Source organism: Pseudofrankia coriaricola, assembly GCF_001854805.1.
Lineage (GTDB): Bacteria > Actinomycetota > Actinomycetes > Frankiales > Frankiaceae > Pseudofrankia.
On the sequence record NZ_MBLO01000033.1, the window covers coordinates 39,091 to 57,893 of the forward strand.

Genomic DNA, 18,803 nt, shown 5'->3' on the forward strand with positions numbered 1-18,803 from the left:
ATGCCGGACACTCCGCGCCCGGCCGACGTGGTTCGGGGTCCCGGTGCACCGTCGGGCCCGTCGTCGGTGGGCTACAGAGCTTGGCTGAGCGGCGCTCAGCACTCACGAGCGAGCCGTCTCCCGCGTGTCCGGTCCGGCGTTAGTCGTCGAGTGTGAAGTCGTCGATGGGCTCGGACAAACCGTTCTCGCGGGCGGCACGGCCACGCCAGCCCTCGACGGGCAGGTGGAACTTCGCCACCAGCCGGTCGGTGAACGGCCGGGCATGCACGACCGCGAGCCGGACCGGCCGGCGCCCCCGCACGACCTCGACCCGCGAGTGCGGCGCCACCGGCACCGAGCGGCGCCCGTCGCAGTAGATCACCCCCGGCACGGGCGGCAGCACCTCGATCGCCACCGTCGACGTCGGGGAGAGCACCAGCGGCCGGGCGAACAGCGCGTGCGCGCTGATCGGGGCCACCAGCAGCGCGTCCACGCCGGGCCACATCACCGGCCCGCCGACGGAGAACGCGTAGGCGGTGGAGCCGGTCGGCGTCGAGCAGATCACCCCGTCGCAGCCCCAGCGCGACAGCGGCCGGCCGTCGATGCCGAGCACGCACTCCAGCATCTTGGCGCGCTCGGCCTTCTCCAGGGACATCTCGTTGAGCGCCCATCCGGAGTAGGCGACCTCGCCGCGGTAGCGGACCGTGACGTCGACCGTCATCCGTTCATCGACGTGGTAGTCCTTGCGGATGACGGCGTCGACGGCCGCCTCGAGCGCGTCGGGCTCGGCTTCGGCGAGGAAGCCGACATGGCCGAGGTTGACGCCGAGCAGCGGGATGTCGGCCGAGCGGGCGAGCTCGGCGCCGCGAAGCAGCGTGCCGTCGCCACCGAGCACGAGCACGAGCTCGACCCCGACCGCCGCGCTCTCGTCACGTGGGACGGTGCTCGGCAGGGTCAGGTCCAGGAACTCCGCCTCGTCGGCGAGCATCCGGGGCGCGATCCCGGCGGCGGCGAGCCGGTCGAGCACCCACCGGGCGCGCCGGGCCATCCCGTCGCGACGCGGGTGGGTGAGGACGAGGATCTCCCGGCTCATCGCGACGTCCCCCCGCCCACCGCGGCGGCGGCCCGGGCGGCGCGGGCGGCCTGGCCGGCCGGACCGGCCTCGATCGCCTCGGCGAGCGCCGCCGGGTTCAGCGCGGGCGCGCCGGCGGCCAGCCACAGCAGGTACTCGACGTTGCCGGCCGGCCCTGGCAGCGGGCTCGCGACCACCCCCCGCACGCCGAGCCCAAGACCGCCAGCCGCGTGGGCGATCCCCTCGACGGCCTCGGCGTGCAGCGCGACGTCGCGGACCACCCCGCCGGCGCCGAGCCGCTCGCGCCCGACCTCGAACTGCGGCTTGACGAGCAGGACGAAGTCGGCGCCGCGGGCGGCGCAGGCGACGAGCGCAGGCAGCACCAGCCGCAGCGAGATGAACGAGAGGTCGCCGACGATCAGGTCTACCGGCGCGCCGATGGCCTCAAGGGTCAGGTGCCGGGCGTTGGTCCGGTCGAGTACCTGGACGCGCGGATCGGTGCGCAGCCGCCAGTCGAGCTGCCCGTAGCCCACGTCCACGGCGACCACCGACGCCGCCCCGGCGCGCAGCAGCACGTCGGTGAACCCGCCGGTCGACGCGCCGATGTCCATCGCCCGCCGCCCGGCGACGCGCAGCGCGGGTCCCCCGCCCGGGCCCGACGTGGCGGCCGGCGTCTCCCGGCCCGCCGGCCTGTCCAGATCGCCCGGCCCGTCCAGATCGCCCGGCCCTCGCGGTGGCGCGGAGGCCCCCGGCGCGGTCTCGTCCCGCTCGGAGGCGGCTGCCGGCCCGGCCGGCCCCGACGCGGCCGGGGGCGGCAGGGCCGCGGCCGCCTGGCCGGTCGGGTTCCGTGCTGGGGCGTCCAGCGGGGGGACGCCGAAGGCGGCGAAGGCGCCAAGCAGCTTGTGGGCGCCGCGTGAGGCGAAGCCAGGGTCGTCGCCGCCGGTGACGGCGATCGAGGTGGTGGCGTCGACGATCGTCGCCGCCTTGGTCGCGACCCGCCCGGCGACGAGCACGCGCCCGGCGGCGATCACCTCGGTGGCCTGTTCCCGTGAACGGGCAAGGCCGCGGCGGACGAGCTCGCCGTCGAGTCGCATCCTGCGTGCCACGGCTATCGCTCTCTCACCGGTGCCCGGGCCCGGGCACCGGCGGACCAGGACGTGGGGGGCCGGGACGTGGGAGGCCGCCGGGGATGGCCCTGGGCTGGCCGCCTGGCCGCCCCGGGGCACCTGCCGGGCCGGGACGTGCGGGCTCGCCCGGCCGCGCCGGCCCGCCGGGGCGGGCGGAGGCGGCGCCCCCTTGCTCGGCGTCCTCCGACGCGTCCAGTTCGGCGAGGGTGCCGACGAGCAGCCGGTTGACCTCCTCGAAGACGGCGACGTGCTCGGCGACCGGTAGCCCGGGCAGCGCCGCGAGCCCGGCGGACGCCGCCCGCACGCCCTCGTCGCCGGCCCGCCCGGCCACGGTCTCGTCAGGCGGTGCCGGGTCCGGACCGGGTGTTCCCGGCTCGGTGATCACCTGTCCAGCCTCCCGCGGTCGATGTCCGGTCGCACTGGCATGTTCTGGGATGTCCACGCGGGGCCTGGATCGACGGGCCGCGTCCGGCCGTCCCCAAAGCTCCGGCCGTCCCTAAAACTAGTGTCGCCTACGGCCGCCCGGAACTCGTGTCGCCCCAAACCCACCCGTGCGTGACCAACCAAACGGCGCGGCTCCGGCCATACGGCGCGCCCTCGCTCGGCGGCATCGCGCCGTTCACCGAGCCACACCTCGAGCTCCCCGGACTACCCGGGTACCTGCCGGATCGGCGAAGCCCCGGGACCCTGCTGGACTGACGACCCGGTTCCTGGCAAATCGACGATCTGGTAGGCCGCCGGCCCGGCAGGTCCGCCGGGAGTGCGCCGGCAGGTCCGGGCCACGGCCGCCGCCGACAAAACACCCCAGATCCGCCGCTCCCCGGGACACGACGCGCCCGGACGGCCGCCACCACCCGCGCCTGGCGGGCGAGGACGGCCCTGAGCAGGTAGGACGGTGGAGGCGCGTTTCGCCGGCCGGGCGCGGCCACCCGGATGTCCAGCAGGGCTCGAGAGGACGGTGACCGTGGCGGACCGGGAGCAGTGCGAGACCGCACTGCGCGGGCTTGCCGCCCGCCTTGACCAGCTCGCCGCGCGCGACAGCCGCCCGCCGCGCGCGCCCAACCGGACGCTCATGTGCCGGCTGCCCGACCTCGGCACGTCCTACGTCGCCGAGCTGCGGGGCGGCTGCCTGCGCGGCATCGCCGAGGGCGCCCACGCCTCCCAGATCACCTTCACGCTGAGCAGCGACGACCTGATCGCGATCACGGATGGCCAGCTCTCGGTGACCTCGGCCTGGGCAAGCGGCCGCCTTCGGGTCGAGGCCAGCGTGCGCGACCTCCTCCGCGTCCGTTCCCTCCTCTGAGGCCGGCCGCGCGAGGCGCCAGTGCGTCCTCGCCCGGTCACCGACGGGAAGGACCCTTCCCGCAGTGGAAACCAGACCGTCGCGGACCGCCGCCAGCAGGCGCGGGCCCGGCCGCCTGGCCGGCGACAGCCGGCTGTCCCGGGACAGCCGTCGATCCCGGGACGGTCGTCGGGCCACGGACGGTCGTCGGGCCACGGCGGCGCGACGGCCGTCAGGCCGGGACGGCAAGGTCCGCGCAGCCACGGGGACGGTCGCTGGCTACTCGGCGCGGCGGGCGACCGGCGTCGGAGGCCGCCCAGGCGGCGAGGCAGGCGGCTCGCAACGCGTCCAGGCCGTCATCCGGCACGCGGGCGCGACCATCGGCCCCGTCACCACCCCCCGCGTCGCCGTGCGTGCCGCCGGCGGCGGTGTCCGCGCCGCGACCCCGCGCGCCGCCCTCCAGGGCGCCGCCGTGCGCGCCCGACGGGCCGGCGGCCCGCTCGTGCCAGCGGAGGGTGCCGGCGTCGTCCACCTGGCACTCCCAGGCGCCGCAGCGGGCACGGCCATCGGGGGTGAGACGGGCCGGCGGGTGCGGGCGCAGCAGGCCGCGCAGGTCGTCGGCGAGCAGGGTCGGACGGTGCATGGGCCCGGTCGCGAGCAGCTCAACCGGGGTCGCGACGCCGGTGAGCACCAGCAGCGTCGGCGTGCCTGTGCGGGCGCCGGCCTCGATGTCGGTGTCGAGCCGGTCACCGACGATGACCGGCCGGCGGGCGCCGGAGCGGCGCACCGACTCGGCGTGCATCGCCGGCTCCGGTTTGCCGGTCACCAAAGGCTCGGCGCCGGTCGCCGCCCGGACCATCGCGACCAGGGCGCCGTTGCCCGGCGCGAGGCCACGCTCCGTCGGCACGGTCAGGTCCGCGTTGCTCGCGACCCACAGCGCCCCGGCGCGCACCGCGAGCGCCGCCTCGCTCAGCCGCTGGTAGGTCAGCTCGGGATCGAACCCCTGGACGACGGCCAGCGGCTGGTCACCCGCCGACGTCACCGGGGTGAGCCCCTCGGCCGCGACCGCGGCGCGCAGCCCCTCCCCGCCGACGACCAGTACCGCCGCGCCCGCCGGCAGCCGCTCGGCGAGCACGTGCGCCGCCGCCTGCGCCGACGTGATGACCTCATCCGGGCGGGCCGGCACGCCAAACGCGGTGAGCCGGGCCGCGACCCCCTCCGGGGTACGCAGCGCGTTGTTCGTCACGTAGGCCGAACGCATCCCGCGCCCCCCGGCCGCCGCGATCGCCTCGGCGGCGTGCGGCACGGCCCCGTCTCCCCGGTAGACCACGCCGTCGAGGTCGAGCAGGGCGACGTCGAACCGCTCCGCCGGCGCGGCCGCCGAGCCGCCCAGGGGCGGCCCGTAGGCCGGGTCGATCCCCTGGCCACGGGTGAGTGTCCGCTCTCCGGCCACGGTCACCGCGCCGCGCCGCGGGCCGCCGGCCAGCGCGCGTCGTCCGCCGGCGTCAGGGTGGGAGGCATCCGTCCTGGTGGGCGACGGAATGGCCGCTCTGGGCGGCCGTCCTCGTCGGTCATACGGAGCGGGCCCGGTTCAGGAGCGCGCGGGCCCCCCGCAGCTCCCGGCCATAGTGCTGGATCTCCGGACGCATCGCCGCGGCCAGCGCCAGGTGCTCGATCGCGGTAGGCAGGTCGCCGGTGCGGCGGGCCGCCATCCCCAGGCCGAACTGGGCATAGTCGTCGGTCGGGTCCTGGTCCACGATCCAGGCGAACGTCTCCAGCGCCGCGTCGTACTGCCCGGCATCGAACTGGGCACGGGCGAGCGCCTCGCGCGCGCTGCGTGACTCCGGCTCGGCGGCGCAGGCGTGCGCCAGCAGCTGGACCGCCGCGTTGGCGTTGCCGTCTCCGTGCAGCGCGACACCGCGGGTGTACCAGTCGTACACGCTCCCGGCGGGCGAGCCCGCCGGGCCGGACTGCCGCGCGCCCTCGTCGAACTGCTCGGACATCAGCGCCTCCCAAAGACCTGCAACGCCAAACCGGTAGACCGTCATCCGCCTGGTGGGCGTCTCCGGCCGCCGCCGGTCACGCCCCTCGCCCACCCGCCCGTCAGCCCATCCGCGCCCAGCGCGGACCCGCCGAGGTCCTCCACCCGGGCCCGGGTGGAGGACCTTGCCCGTCGTCCAGTGTCTCCGCTCAGACGCGCCGCGTACGTCCCTTCGTCGCTTCTCATGCCCCAGACCCGCCTTGGCCGTCTGTGCCCCGCTTCCCTGCCCCGCTTCCCTGCCCCGCTCCCGTGCACGCCACCCGTGCCCAGCTCTCGGCCCGGGCGGTCCTGACCGCCTGGCGGTCAGGCGGCCGGCGCCTCCCCGCACGCTCTCCCCCCTCCGGCAGGACGGGGATACCGGGCCCGGCCAGGCGTCGACGGTGGGACCTCCAGCCGCGAACCGCCCCGTCAGGGGTCGTTCGGTCCCGCCGGGGACAGGGCTCGCGCAGGGGCGCACCGGCGCCTCGGCCATGTGACCTAGGTCGCTTCACAGCCGCGCCGGCGAAGCTCCACGATCGCGCGGCCGCCGGCGGCCCCTACGATGCGGGCCATGGTTGACGACGCCGCCGCTGCCGCCGCTACCGACGTGCCCACCCCCGCCGGCCTGGTGCTCGCGCCGTTCCGCGCGGCCAGGTTCACCGCCGCCGCCGGGGCCGCCGAGAACCTGGCGGCGCTGACGTCCCCGCCGTACGACGTGATCGATGACGCGGGGGTGACGGCGCTGGAGGCAGCCGACCCGCACAACGTGGTCCGGCTGATCCTGCCCAAGGACCGCTCGGCCGGCGAGCCCGGCAGCCGCTACGCGCGCGCGGCCGAGACCCTGGCCGACTGGCTGGGCTCCGGCATCCTGGCGCGCGACGACGCGCCGGCGCTCTATGTCTACGAGGAGGAGCAGGACGGTCACCGCCAGCGCGGCCTCGTCGGCGCCGTCGCGCTCGCCGACCCGGACGCCGGGATCATCCTGCCGCACGAGAACACCATGGCCGGCCCGGTCTCCGACCGGCTGGCGCTGCAGCAGGCGACGCGGGCCAACCTCGAACCGATCTTCCTGCTCTACGAGGGCGGCGGCGAGACCAGTCGGATTGTCGCGGAGACCGTCGCCACCGAGCCGCTGCTCGCCACGGTCACCGATGACCGGGATCCCTCCCAAATCGGCGAAGGCGATTCGGGAGGTTGTGTCGCGCACCGGATCTGGGCGCTGACCGAGCCGGCCACGCTCGTCACGATCGCCGCCGACCTGCTGCCGCGCCGCGCCGTGATCGCCGACGGCCACCACCGCTATGCGACCTACCGGCACTACCAGGCCGAACGGCACGCCGCCGACGACGGCCCCGGCCCGTGGGACTTCGGTCTGACCTTCCTCGTCGACGCGACCGTCTCCGGCCCGCAGGTGCACCCGATCCACCGGGCCGTGCGCGGCCTGTCCGTCGCCGAGGCCGCTCGCCGGGCCGAAGGTGCGTTCGCCGTGCGCCACCTGACCACGGCGGGCGCGGCGGGCTCCGCCGACGTCGCGCTGCTGCTCGACGAGCTGGCCAAGGCCGGCCAGGCCGGGCACGCGTTCGCCATCACCGACGGCCGCGACGCCTACCTGCTGACCGAGCCAAGCGCCGAGGTACTGGCCCGCAGCCTGCCGGCGGACCGCTCGGCGGCCTTCCGCGGCCTGGACGTCACGGTCGCGCACCTAACGCTGATCAGCGACGTCTGGGGCCAGGAGGACAAGGTCGGCGTCGTCGACTACTTCCACGACGCCCCGGCCGCGATCGCCGCGGCGGCGGGCGGCGCCGGCACCGCGCTGCTGCTCAACCCCACCCCGGTCGCCGGCGTGACGGCGGTCGCCGGGGCCGGTGAGCGCATGCCGCGCAAGTCGACCCTTTTCACCCCCAAGCCCCGCACCGGCCTGCTCATCCGCCTCCTCGACGAGTCCTGAGCGGGTGTGGTGGCCAGACCCGCCGGCCTGGCCACCACACCCGCCACCGCACCACCCGCCACCGCACCACCCGTCACCGCCCCGCAGAAGCGCGACGAGGGCCGGCGCCGGGGGCTCCCGTTACTCAGGCGGGAGACATGCCGATGGCAGCCTGTCGTCCGCTAGTCGTCCACCTGCCCGTCGTCGGCGGGGCCCTCGGCCTTCGCCTCGGCGGAGGCCTCCTGACCCAGCGGCAGGCGCTCGGCGGCCGGGATCTCGCGCAGTCCCAGGCCGCTGAACAGCACGCTCAGGTCCGGCAGGCCACCGGGACGGGCGGCCTCGCGTCGGGCCGGCTCGGCCTCAGCGGCGGCCGGCTCACCGGTGCCGAGAAGCGCGAGCGACGAGCTCCCGTCGTCGAACAGCACCGGTGCGACGCCCTTCGCGCCGTTTGCCTCCTGGGAGTCGCCCGGGCCCGGGTCGCCCTCCGCGGAGGGCTCACCGCCCACCACCGCTGATGCCTCGCCGCTGACCGCCGCCGAGGCCTCATCGCTGATCGCCACGTCCGGGCCACCGGCTACCACGTCGCCACCGGCGGCGTCCTGGCTCGGCGTGCCCGCGCCGCCGGGCGCCACGTCACCCGAGGGCGCCACGCCACCCGAGTCAGTCTCGTCGGCCGAGGAGGCCGCCGCTCCGGACGCCGGCGTCCTGGCGGCGACCGGCTCGTCCGCGGATGTGGCCTCCTGGGCGTCCTGGGCGGCGAGCTGGGTCATGAGCTCATAGGCGCGCTCGTTGGCGTCGGTCTCGTCCTCTTCGTCGATCGCCGCCGCCGCCTCGAACGCCCGCAGCGCATCCCCCGGCCGGCCCGCGTCGAGCAGCGCCTCGGCGTAGGCGTAGCGCAGCCGGGCCGTCCACGGCCGCGGCTCGCCGGGCCGGGTCGCCTCGTCATGGAGCAGGACGACCGCGGCCTCCGGTTGGCCGAGGTCACGGCGCGCGCCGGAGCCGACCATCAGCAGCTCGGCGTGCCCAGCCGGGTCGAGCGTCTCGATCGACGGGTCGCTGAGGTAGGCGATGGCCCGCTCCGGGCGGCCAAGTCCGCGCTCGGCATCCGCGATCATGGGCAGGTAACGCGGCGAGCCGTCCATCCGGCGGGCCGTGCGCAGCTCGACCAGCGCCGTCGCGTACTCCCCCGCGTGGTAGGCCGCTATGCCGGCGGCCTCCCTGGTCGCGGGCAGCCGGGCCGCGAGGCTCGCGGCCGCGCGGCCGTGCGCGAGAGCGAGCGCCGGGTCGTCGTCGAGGAACATCGCGGCGGCGACCAGGTGGCGCGCCACCACCTCGGCGAGACCGGTCGGCAGGCTGCGCAGCTCCTTGCGGACCTCCAGGTCGAGCAGCTCGGGTTGCGCCTCGTCCGGCAGCAGCGGCGCCTCGACGCGCGGCCGGGTGGTCAACGCCGGCCCCTGGCCGTGCTCTCCCGGCCCGGCCCGACGGTCCGTGGCCCGCCCGGCGCGCCGGACCGGCCGGCCCGACTCGCCCTCGTGCCCGCGCGCCCCGCGTCCGGGAGCACCCGGCCGCGCCGCGGCACCGCCTCGCGGTCCCCGGTCACCGGCCCGCGGCCCACCCTGGCCGCGCGGCGACGTCCCCCAGCCACCCTCGCGCCTGGGCCCTCTCGCCGCACCGGCCGCATCACCACGCGAGGCGCCCGCCTCGCGATGGCCGTCCATGGACGCCGGCCGGGCAGAGGCCCCGCCGCCACCCGTCTCACCGGAGGTGCCATGGCCCGCCGTGCCGCCTCCGGCCGGCGCGGACGCCGCCGTGTCGTTCTGGCTCGCCGTTGCCGGGCCGGCCGCGGTGGCCGGCGACGCCGCCAGCACGGTCGTGCCCGGCCCTGCTGGCGGCGTGCGGCCGGCAGCGGGCTCGACCGCTGTGGCCTCGCGGGCTACGGGCGCCGCGCCCTCGGCCGGCAGCGCCCAGGACGGCGGACCGGCCGGGCGACGCTCGCCACGATCACGGTCGTAGCGGGCGCCCCGGCTGTCGCCGTGCCCGCTTTCCCCCCCATGACGACGATCGTCCCGGCGGCCACGGTCCGCCCCGCCGGCGGGGCGGTCCGGGCGCCCTGTTGGCCGGTCGTACCGCTGGCCGTCTCGAGGCCCCTGCTCGGGCCGCGGCGGGCGGTGGGGCGTCCGACCATCCCGGGCGTCGCCCGCCCGGTCACGGGCATCGCCGGCGCGGGCCGCGCCGTAGCCGCCGGATCCACCCGCGCGGTCACTCCGATAGCCACCGGAACCACCGGGACGGTCACTCCGGTAGCTGGAACCGGCCGCACGGTCACCCCGGTAACCACCAGAGCCACCGGATCCACCGGATCCGGTGGATCCGGTGGATCCACCAGAGCCGCTGGATCCGCCCGCGCGGTCATTCCGATAGCCACCGGATCCACTGGGACGGTTACCGCTGGAACCGCCCGTCCGGTCACCGCGGTAGCCAGAGCCACCCGCACGGTCACCGCTGTAGCTGGAACCGCCTGGGCGGCTACCGCCGCGGTCGGAACCACCTGTGCGGTCACCGCCGTAGCTGGAACCGCCTGTGCGAGTACCGCCATAGTTCGAACCGCCTGCGCGGTCGCCCCGATAGCTGGAACCGCCTGTGCGGTCACCGCCGTGGCCGGAACCGCCCGCCCGGTCACCGCCGTGGCCGGAACCACCTGTGCGGTCACCGCCGCGGTCCGGCCGCTCGGGGCGGTCCGTTCCTGTTCCCCTCCGGTCTGCCTGGCCCGGCCGGTCGGACCAGGCCGGCCGGCTGGGGCGCTCGGCCCGATGATCGTCCGCCCGGTCCGGCCGGCCAGCGCCCGGGGCCCGATCGGAGCGCCCGCTCCAGGCGGGACGCTCGGAACGCTGCCCGTCTCCGCGCCCCCAGCCACCGGACTGACCGGACTGACCAGGCCGGCCGGAACCGCCGCGACCGGCGGAGCCGTCGCGGCCGGCGTGCCCCTGTCCGCTTCCGCCACGGCTGGCCGGACGGTCGTCCCGCCGATCGCTCCGCTCGCCGCCCCGTTCGTCGCGCTCCCGCCATGGACGGCCCGGCCCCGCCGGACGGTCGCTGCCGTGGCCGTCACGCGCCGGGCCAGGACGGTGGCCCCGATCGGCCGGACCAGCTGCCTGGCCGAAGCGACGCGGGCGCTCCCCCGATCCGTTCGCATCCGCGGACCAGTGGCGCTCCGGCCGGCCGCCGGGACGCTCGGCACGGCTGTCACCGCCGGCACGGCCCGCCGTGCTCCAGCCGGTCTGGCGGGCGCCAGAAGGCCGGCCACCGGCCGCGTCATGCCCTCCCCTGCGGTCCCCCTGCCCGCCACGGGCGGACGGCCCGGCGCCACCGGACCGCTCGCGCCAGCCGGAGCCACCCCGTCCGCCGGACGGACCATCGCCGGCCGGGCGGTTACCTCCGCGGAACCCTTCTCCGCCGCGGGCGTTGGCTCCGCCACGGGCGTTGTCGCCGCCGCGGAAGCCGTCTCCACCACGCGTGCCGGACCGGTCGGCACCGCCGGCGCCCGCGTACGGCCGGCGGTCGCCCCGCTCGTCGCCGTCGCGGCGATAGGAACCTTCACGCGCTGCCGCGGGCCGGTCCGGCCGGGCACCACCGGCACCACCGCGGGGACGCTCACCGCCGCCCCATCGGGTCGCCGGGCCGCCGGCGCCGCGGCCCGCCGCCCCGCCGGAGCCTCGGTCACCGCGGAAGCCATCCCGACGCCGGTCGTCGCCCGGCCCTCCGGCCTCGGCAGGTCGCCCGCGCGACCATCCGGTCGCCTCACCATGTCCGGGAGCCTCGTCGCGCCGGTATCCCCCGGCCCGGTTCGGGCCACCGGCCGCCGAGGGCCGATGTGGCCGCTGGGCGCCCGCGCCCGCTGCCCCCCGCGCCTGGCCGCCGGCCGCGCGCCGCCCGCCCGCGCCGCCACCGGCCGAGCGGGACCAGCCACCGGCGCCGCCGTGCCCGCCACCGGCGCGGCCAGCGCGGCGCGGGGCGGGGGTGGACCCTCGGGAAGCCGACGGACGTGCTGGCTCCCCACCTGTGGGAGACGGAGGGACTGCAGAGCTCGACATCGTCATCGCTTCCGATCGGCCCACGCCATCGTGGGTTCCACTGTTGACTTCTGGTTACGTTCGTCTAGCTTCGTGACCGCGCCCCGCTGGGGCACCTCGCCCACACATCCCACCCGGAGGCGGGCGGTGGCGCACAGGTCCCGACGCGGCTGCCCGCACGGGCCCCTCCGCCAGCCGCGGTGGGCCGGCGGCGGCCGGTGGCTCGCCGCGGATCGGCGGGACCGGCATGGCCCTCGGAGAATGGGCCTCGGTGAATCGGTTGAGAGCCTGTGAGCATGGCCGGCACCGTGCCGGATGAAACGCCGATGCCGAGACCCGGGCGGCCCCGGCGACCGGCCACCAGCACTGACAGGCGAAATCACCTGACGGGCGGGTCGCTGATATGACACATCACCGCCGGACACCCACCCAGGCAAGTGCACCTCAGGCGGCGCTGGCGATGCGCTGTCCTCTACGGTAGTCCTCCGCTCGGGCAGGCCGTGGCCAGTGTGCTCACGGACGCCCGTAGGCCCGGCGTATCCGCGAGCTTCACGGGTGTCGTGGGCACCCACCGCGGCGACCGGAGCGGCGACGGGCGGTGCCGGCGGCCGAGGACGCCCAGACGAGGCACAGGCTGGGACCCGACGCGGCATCCCTGTCTGGGGTCCGGGCAAAGCCCCGGCCGGCCGGCCGGCTGCCTACCGCCAACCAGCGGTCGGCGAGCCGGGCGAGGCCGCCAGATCCCGATCCGGCGCGCTGGCGAGCATGGCGCGCATGTCGTCGACCAGCCGGCCGAAGAGCGGCTCGCGCAGCACGCTGTTGTGGTCGCCGACGACGGTGCGGGCCACCGCGTCGCCGGTAAGGATCTCGCCCCAGGGGCCCTCGACCGGCCGGAGGCCCGTCTCGGTATCGCGGGCATCCCACAGCAGGGCGCGTCCCAGGTAGGGCCGCGGCTTGTAGGCCATCATCAGGAACCGGGACTGGTTGAGGAAGTTGTCGGTGTGCCAGGTGTCCGGCAACTGGACGATGCCGGTCAGCGGCAGGCGGGCCAGCTGTGCGGCCCGGTCGAGCATGACGCGCAGCTTCCGGGCCGCGCCGCCGTCGCCATCCGCGTCAGGCTCGGCCTCGGCGGCCAGCGAGGGTGTCGGTGGGGGCGGGGCCTCGCCGTGCGACTCGACGAACGACCCGGACAACGTGAGCTTCACCTTCGTGGGTGGGAAACTGTCGACGATCGTGAGCAGGGCCACCTCCTCGCCGATCGCGGTGAGCTGCTGGGCCACCTCAAGCGCGATCACGCCGCCGAACGAGTGCCCGAGCAACAGGTAGGGCCCGCGAGGCCGAAGGAGCCGGATCGTGCGCGCGTGCCGACGCGCGATCGCCGCGACCGACCAGTCCGGGACGGCACGGTGCGACAGCCCGTGTGCCTGCATCGCGTAGACCGGCCGCTCGCCGGCGAAATGGGTCGCGATCCCCGCCATGACGACGGCATAGCCTCCCGCGCCCACGAAGCAGAACAGCGGCGTGCCCGCGCCGTCGGTGCGCAGCGGGAGCACGTCATGGTGGCGCAATGTGTCGATGTCGGCGTCGGCCTGCGCGACCAGTCGGGCGAGTTCGGCGACCGTGTTGGCCTGCGCGACCGCCGAGAACGGCAGCGGCACCCGGAGCTCGGACTCGATCCGCGCTGCGATCTCCTGGACGAGCGGATCGTCTCCGCCCAGCGCCCGGAAGTCGTCGTGGATGCCCACGGTCCGCAGGCCCAGCGCCCGCGCCCACACCCCGGCGACGGCCTCCTCCCAGTCGTTGCGCGGCTCGTCGCCAGCCAGGGGCGGCGGGGCCGACGGCAGCGCGGTCCGGTCGGCATCGCCCAGGACAGTGCGCGGCAGCCCGGGCACGACCACGACCGTCGCCGGAACCGCGGACTGGGGCAGCCCGGCCGCCAGCAGCGAGCGGCGGACGGCCGCCGGCGACGGCTCGCCGCCGGGTGCCGGCACCACGTAGGCGACGAGCCGGGGCGGCTCAGTCGCCCGGTCGGTCACCACCACCGCGTCGGAGACGTTCTCGGCGCCGAGCAGCGCCGCCTCGATCTCGACGGGCTCCGCCAGGTAGCCGCGCACCGCTCACCATCCCATCAGCCGCCCAGCACCCGAGACGGTATTAGAGCACCCTTTGTCGCGGGATGTCCGCCCCGGGCCGCCTCGGCAGTCGGTCCGAGAAGGGGGATCTCCGGCTCGGTCCGCCGTTCCAACGTCCGTCGTCCGAAGTCGCGTCATGCGCTGGTGGGGGTGGAGGGCTGCGGCAAGGCACCGGTGGGGGAGGAATCGTTGGTCAGCGTCGGGTGACGGTGGCGAGCCCGTCGGGCCGAGGACCCTCCGCGGGAAACCGCCCGATCTCCGCCTCTGGGCGGGACGCGAGCGGGTTCGCGCTACTCGGTCTCAAGGAGTCCCTGGACCTGGCCGGCACGGGACGCCGTCCGCGCGCCGACGCCGAGCACCTGCAGAAAGCCCTCGGAGTCCTTGTGGTCGAAGGCGCCGACCCGGCTCATCGACGCGTCCTCTTCGCTGTAGAGCGAGTGCGGGATGTCCGCCGCGCCGGCGAAGTTGACGGTGCCCCGGTAGAGCTCAAGCGTGATCGAGCCGGTGGCGAGCTGGGCGACCTCGGAGACGACCTTGCGCGCGAGCTGCGAGCCAAGGTCCTCGCCATAGGCCTGATACAGCTGCTCGCCGAGGAAGTCCGACGCGAACTCGAAGATCTTCCTGGCCCGGCGGTCGAGGATCGTCTGCAGCAGGTACTCGTAGGCGCTGCCCAACAGCTCCATGCCGGGTGCCTCATAGACACCGCGGGACTTCACTCCGACGAAACGATTCTCAACCAGGTGCAGGTTGATGCCGACGCTGTGCCGGCCACCGATCTGGTTGGCAAGCTCAAGGACCTCCGCCGCGTCCGAGATCGCCTGGCCGGCGATCGAGACTGGACGGCCCTTCTCGAACACGACCGTGACCAGTTCCGGCTGGTCAGGGGCGTCAACCGGGCGGACACCCATGATCGGGTTGACGAAGTTGGCGCCGGTGGTCAACGACTCGAGCACGCCGGCTTCGTGCGTCAGGCCGAGCAGGTTGGCGTCGGTGGAGTATGGAGACGTGCGGGTGGCCCGGATCGGTAGGCCGTGCTTCTCGCAGTAGTCGATCATCTCCTCGCGCCCGCCGAAGGTGTCGAGGAAAGCCTGGTCGCGCCAGGGCGCGTAGACAGAGACGCTGGGCGCCAGCATGTTCGGGACGAGCTGGAACCGGGCCTGGTCGTTGCCCCGGCCGGTCGCACCGTGACTGAGGATCTTGATGCCACGCTCGAGAATGTGCGGAAGCATTCCGCGGATCGTGACGTACCGGCCCAGCGGGGTCGTGTTCCAGTACCGGCCCTCATACCGGGTGAGGCCCTGGACAGCCTGAATGCCGGCCTCGCCCATCTCGGTACGCAGCGGGACGACGACAGCCTCGACCGCGCCGCAGGCCTTCATCCGCTCGGCGACGACGTCGAGGCCCTCGCTCTCGTCCGGCTGGCCGAGGTCCGCGGTGAAGCAGATGACCTTGACACCGTGCGAGGTCAGCCAGTGGGTGACCGTGCAGCTGTCAAGCCCACCCGACGCGAAGAAGGCGACGCTCTCGCCCTTGAGGTCCTTGATCTCCATGTCGTCCCGCTCCCGTCCGATGGGCCAGTTGGATCCGTGACCAGCCAGCATCAGGCCGGCCGCCATCGGCGGCTCCGGATGCCCAAGTCTCCCGCGTTCCGCCGCATCACGACGGCGGTTCCCGGCGTCCCGCCGCTCAGTGACCCTCACCAGGGCCAAGCGACGGATTACAGCCTGCCTGGCCAGCAGCCCGCGCCCCGCCCCGGACGCTATGACCTGACCCGCACCTGCGCCCGCAATTCTATACATGCCTTCGCATGTTCATCCAACACCCGTGCGCCAGACCACCCGTCACACGACCTATGCCTGGCCGCGGAGGCCGTGCCGCATCGAGTACCCGGCGCGAACGAGCGCTGAGCGGCTCGCCCGAGAACCCGTGGCGCGACCGCTGGACCGCTCGTCGGGCGGCCGAGAACTTGTCGAGCCGGCCGACTGTCAGGCCCGACGGCCGCCTGGCCCGACGGCCGTCGGGCCGTCAGCGGTCCAGTTGTCGGGCCGCCCGATCGTCGGCGATCGGCCGATGGCCATCGGCTGGGCGAGTTCCCCACGGCCCGGCCTCCCTGACCCGGCCCGGCTCAGTCGACGGCCGTGGAGCTGGATCGGCGCGGGGCCGCCATCAGATCGCGGATGAGCGGCTCGTAGTGCTCCACCGGGTTGGTCGGGTAGCCGGGGTCGAACGAGGTCTGGTCGTATTCGGCGCAGAACTCGGCGGTGAGGTCGAAGTTCGGGTTGCCGCGATGCCTGTCCCGAAAGTTCCGATCGAGCCCGAAATGCTGAAAGTAGTAGTAGCCCTGGAACTCGGTGTGGTACCGAACCATCCAGTGCAGTTCGGGCGACACGAACGGCTTCACGATGGCGGCAGCGATGTCGGCGTGGTTGTACGGGGCGAGGGTGTCGCCAATGTCGTGCAGGAGCGCACAGAGCACGTAGTCATCGTCGCGGCCAGCCCGTTCCGCCCTGGTCGCCGCCTGCAGGCTGTGGGTCAGCCGGTCCACCGCGAAGCCGCCATGCTCGCCGCCCAACAACCCCAAATGGGCGATAACCCGATCGGGCAGGCCGCGTTCCAGCTCTTCGCTGGCCTCCTCGATGATTCGCCAGTCCTGCACGGTGCCTTCGGTCATCGCCCGGAAGGACGCCCGCCTGGTCATCGGCGAGACCCGCGTGCTCGTAGTGGTCAGCTGGCTCATCAATTCCTCCACGTGACGTTGACACAGCGGCGGCCTCTTCCCACCATCCCCCTCCCGTCGCCTCTGCGTGCCCCGTTCAGGCGCACTCGCGGATCCAGGGCGACGGCATGGTACGAGCCCGTCCGCTCGGAGGCGGTACGCCCGCGCCGCGCGATCGCCGGCTCGGCTCAACGCGATGCGACTAACGCGGTCTCCCCGCAACGCAAAGGCCACCGCCCCCGGCTACGGATGCCAGGTCACGTGCGGCAGGCTGCCTCAGCCGAACGGGCCGCACCTGTCCGCGCTCGCCGATCCGCGATGGTGCGAACGCCCGCCGGCTGCATGCGTTCCGCGGAACGGGAGACCGTCTTCGACAGCAACCCGGACACCGCGCGCCCGCGGGACCACCGTCACGCCTCGACCACGTCACCTGCGACCGCTGTCAGGCGGGCCGCGCCGGCTGGAATATGCGGGCCTCAGGGCGGGCCGCTCACCGCGCGCGTTCCGCGGAACGCGGAGATCATCGTCGGGCGCAGGTCGGGCACCGGGGACGAAGGGCGACAGGCGAGAGGCACTGAGCCCGTAGTGGTGGATGGCGGGACGGCGGGATGCCGCCTGCTCACCGCGCGCAGTCCGCGGAGCGCGGAGACCGTCGCGGACGAGCGGGCAGAGCATCAAAATGATCGATCAGAGGCACCGATGCCCGGACTGGCCGACCTGGGATGCTGTCCTTCGGCACCCCCCGATCGAGCACCGGGGAAAGCGCCGACACTTGGGTGGCGTCGGGGCCCGGTCCAACGGTGCCAGCGGCACGCGCCGTCATTGCTGTCCAGAAGTCACCTCCGCTCCGCCCATCGTTTCGGGGAACAGAAACGCAGAGCCGAGACCGCCGAGAGCGTTCTCAGGGCCGGCGTACACGAAGGGAAGCCCGGTAGTCGCCCGGGTCGGGCCCCTCGACGCTGTTGTCAGGCCCGAGTCGGACAAGCCTGACCTCGCAGCCGGCAACCGTAGCGGTCGTAGCGGAGCTCGGATGGGTATGCAGCTCGATCGTCATCGCCGCCTGGCCGGGAACGGCCGCCGAAAGGGCCACTACCGCATCGCCCGCCCAGACGCACTGCAGACGCTCCGATGCCGGGCACCGGCTGTCCTGCCTCACGCTGACGAAAGTCAGCGTCAGCCCGCCGTCGGACGCCCGCCAGGTCTCGCCTGGCGCGAGCGTGAACTCACCACCCGTCGGGTCTGTCCGCGGAGTGGATCGAGCCGGTGGACTCGGCGTGCCAGCAGGTGTTGACGAGACCGTCCCCTCAGGTCGAGCGGGTCCGCCGGGCGAAAGGGCGGTCGACGGGACCGTCGGGGGCGGTATCGCTGGTGTCGCTGTCACAGACGGCGCGACGGAACGGCCCGCCGGCGATGCCGCTGTGTCTCCGGAGCACCCCGCCGTCAGGAGCAGTACGAGCGGAGCCCCTCCCACGAGAAATGCCGCCATCCGCCGGCCTCGGGAGCCCATCATCGGCCACCTCCACCCGTCGAGCCCGATCTCTTCGTCTTGGACGAGAGCATGACCGCGGCGGTTCCACCAGAGGCACGAAACGTCCGGCCAGCCCCGAGCCCACTAGAGCCGGGACTCATCGTCTGGCGGATAAGCCGTGGCGTTTAGGCGGCCGATGGGACCTTCCCTGGCCGCCCAGCGCCACCCCTGATCGACCAAGCCCAGGCTGAGCTCCACCGCAAGCCCCAAGTTGAGCCCACACAAGCCGAGATCCACACGGTTCCGCGGAACGCGGAGATCCACACGGTTCCGCGGTACGCGGTCGGGTGCTGGGGCGTCCTCGGTTGGTGGCGGGGCGGCCTGTGCCGGAGGCGGGTGGGTCGCTGTTGCGCTGTGGGGTGGTGCGCGTTCGGGCAGGTCCGTGGGCGCAGGTCGCCGGGCGGGCTGGTCGGGGTGGGCCGGGTGGTGTGTCGGGGCCGGGTCTGGAGGTGTGTGGGCCGGTGGCCGGCGGTGTGGTCGCGGGTGTGGGGGGTGTGGATATGCGGAAGGCCCGTCGTCCGCGCCAGAGTGTTCTCTGGGGGACGACGGGCCTTCCGTCAATGATTGTTCGGCGGTGACCTACTCTCCCACCCGGCCTCCCGAGCAGTACCATCGGCGCTGGAGAACTTAGCTTCCGGGTTCGGAATGGGACCGGGCGTACCCTCTCCGCCAAAACCACCGAAACACTATCGAGTTATCGACACCACTCCCCCCACGGCGAGTGGGGGGTGGTCTGCCGTTCCTCGGGAACCGCACAGTGGACGCGTAGCATCTTTGTAGGACAAGCCCTCGGCCTATTAGTACCAGTCAGCTCCACACATTGCTGTGCTTCCACATCTGGCCTATCAACCCGATCATCTCTCGGGGGCCTTACCAGGTTAACCCTGTGGGAGACCTCATCTCGAAGCGAGCTTCCCGCTTAGATGCTTTCAGCGGTTATCCCTTCCGAA

Annotated in this window: 11 protein-coding genes and 2 rRNA genes; 2 read left to right on the top strand and 11 right to left on the bottom strand. The window is 74.5% G+C overall.

Features of this window, described 5'->3' with window-relative positions; translation table 11 throughout:
• Positions 1-139: 139 nt before the first annotated feature.
• From BCD48_RS05750 to BCD48_RS05760, 3 genes are read right to left on the bottom strand one after another with little or no spacing between them, the layout of a single operon-like run.
• Positions 140-1,072, bottom strand: coding sequence for an NAD kinase (locus tag BCD48_RS05750; RefSeq protein WP_071047253.1), 933 nt, complete (start codon positions 1,070-1,072; stop codon positions 140-142).
• A complete protein-coding gene (locus BCD48_RS05755) occupies positions 1,069-2,157 on the bottom strand; it encodes a TlyA family RNA methyltransferase (protein ID WP_071047254.1) in 1,089 nt (362 codons plus the stop codon). The genes BCD48_RS05750 and BCD48_RS05755 overlap by 4 nt, the downstream gene beginning before the upstream one ends.
• Positions 2,158-2,170: 13 nt before the next feature.
• Positions 2,171-2,563, bottom strand: coding sequence for a hypothetical protein (locus tag BCD48_RS05760; RefSeq protein ID WP_071047255.1), 393 nt, complete (start codon positions 2,561-2,563; stop codon positions 2,171-2,173).
• A 579-nt stretch (positions 2,564-3,142) separates the two neighbouring features.
• Between BCD48_RS05760 and BCD48_RS05765 the strand changes: the two genes are divergently transcribed.
• Positions 3,143-3,481, top strand: coding sequence for an SCP2 sterol-binding domain-containing protein (locus BCD48_RS05765; protein ID WP_071047268.1), 339 nt, complete (start codon positions 3,143-3,145; stop codon positions 3,479-3,481).
• A gap of 211 nt (positions 3,482-3,692) precedes the next feature.
• On the opposite strand, the gene BCD48_RS05770 is transcribed toward BCD48_RS05765, so the two are convergent.
• The gene (locus tag BCD48_RS05770; protein ID WP_083418231.1) at positions 3,693-4,913 is read right to left on the bottom strand and encodes an HAD-IIA family hydrolase; all 1,221 of its coding nucleotides are present in this window, start codon (positions 4,911-4,913) and stop codon (positions 3,693-3,695) included.
• A 118-nt stretch (positions 4,914-5,031) separates the two neighbouring features.
• On the bottom strand, positions 5,032-5,463 hold the full coding sequence (locus BCD48_RS05775; protein WP_071047256.1) for a tetratricopeptide repeat protein: 432 nt from the start codon (positions 5,461-5,463) through the stop codon (positions 5,032-5,034).
• A 579-nt stretch (positions 5,464-6,042) separates the two neighbouring features.
• On the opposite strand from BCD48_RS05775, the gene BCD48_RS05780 reads away from it, so the two are divergent.
• Positions 6,043-7,428 carry a DUF1015 family protein gene (locus BCD48_RS05780; protein ID WP_071047257.1) on the top strand — a complete coding sequence of 462 codons (1,386 nt, stop codon included), beginning with the start codon at positions 6,043-6,045 and terminating at the stop codon, positions 7,426-7,428.
• Positions 7,429-7,589: 161 nt separating this feature from the next.
• Here BCD48_RS05780 and BCD48_RS05785 read toward each other — a convergent pair whose 3' ends face one another.
• The 6 genes from BCD48_RS05785 to BCD48_RS05815 form a co-directional block, all read right to left on the bottom strand.
• Entirely contained in the window at positions 7,590-8,852 is a 1,263-nt protein-coding gene (locus BCD48_RS05785; RefSeq protein WP_198543103.1) for a tetratricopeptide repeat protein, read from the bottom strand.
• A 3,323-nt stretch (positions 8,853-12,175) separates the two neighbouring features.
• Positions 12,176-13,591, bottom strand: coding sequence for a thioesterase domain-containing protein (locus tag BCD48_RS05795; protein ID WP_071047259.1), 1,416 nt, complete (start codon positions 13,589-13,591; stop codon positions 12,176-12,178).
• 308 nt (positions 13,592-13,899) lie between these two features.
• Positions 13,900-15,225 carry an argininosuccinate synthase gene (argG, locus tag BCD48_RS05800; protein WP_241841536.1) on the bottom strand — a complete coding sequence of 442 codons (1,326 nt, stop codon included), beginning with the start codon at positions 15,223-15,225 and terminating at the stop codon, positions 13,900-13,902.
• A 509-nt stretch (positions 15,226-15,734) separates the two neighbouring features.
• Entirely contained in the window at positions 15,735-16,346 is a 612-nt protein-coding gene (locus tag BCD48_RS05805; RefSeq protein WP_198543104.1) for an HD domain-containing protein, read from the bottom strand.
• Between the two features lie 2,073 nt (positions 16,347-18,419).
• A 5S ribosomal RNA gene (gene rrf, locus BCD48_RS05810) occupies positions 18,420-18,536 on the bottom strand.
• A 94-nt stretch (positions 18,537-18,630) separates the two neighbouring features.
• A 23S ribosomal RNA gene (locus BCD48_RS05815) occupies positions 18,631-18,803 on the bottom strand; the annotation flags it as partial.

Coding starts and splice junctions, on each gene's coding strand:
- BCD48_RS05750 (WP_071047253.1), bottom strand. CDS start 1,072: ATGAGCCGGGAGATCCTCGTCCTCACCCACCCGCGTCGCGACGGGATG.
- BCD48_RS05775 (WP_071047256.1), bottom strand. CDS start 5,463: ATGTCCGAGCAGTTCGACGAGGGCGCGCGGCAGTCCGGCCCGGCGGGC.
- BCD48_RS05780 (WP_071047257.1), top strand. CDS start 6,043: ATGCGGGCCATGGTTGACGACGCCGCCGCTGCCGCCGCTACCGACGTG.
- argG (WP_241841536.1), bottom strand. CDS start 15,225: ATGGCGGCCGGCCTGATGCTGGCTGGTCACGGATCCAACTGGCCCATC.
- BCD48_RS05805 (WP_198543104.1), bottom strand. CDS start 16,346: ATGAGCCAGCTGACCACTACGAGCACGCGGGTCTCGCCGATGACCAGG.